Consider the following 202-nt stretch of genomic DNA (forward strand, 5'->3'; position numbering starts at 1 on the left):
AAGTCGTAACAAGGTATCCGTACCGGAAGGTGCGGATGGATCACCTCCTTTCTACGGAGCTTTGGCTGGTTAACGCCTACTCGCTGTTCAGTTTTGAAGGATGCATGTCCTTCCATCATGAATAAGTCTGGTGACGATAGCGGAGGGGACACACCCGTTCCCATTCCGAACACGGCCGTTAAGCCCTCCAGCGCCGATGGTA

2 rRNA genes are annotated in these 202 nt (G+C 53.5%); both read left to right on the forward strand.

Annotation, left to right across the window (positions count from 1 at the left end):
* Window positions 1–51 (forward strand): 16S ribosomal RNA (locus tag FOI68_RS23180); the annotation flags it as partial.
* 75 nt (window positions 52–126) lie between these two features.
* A 5S ribosomal RNA gene (gene rrf, locus FOI68_RS23185) occupies window positions 127–202 on the forward strand; the annotation flags it as partial.

The sequence above is a fragment of the Brevibacillus sp. LEMMJ03 genome, from assembly GCF_007197875.1.
In the GTDB taxonomy this organism is placed as follows: domain Bacteria; phylum Bacillota; class Bacilli; order Brevibacillales; family Brevibacillaceae; genus Brevibacillus; species Brevibacillus thermoruber.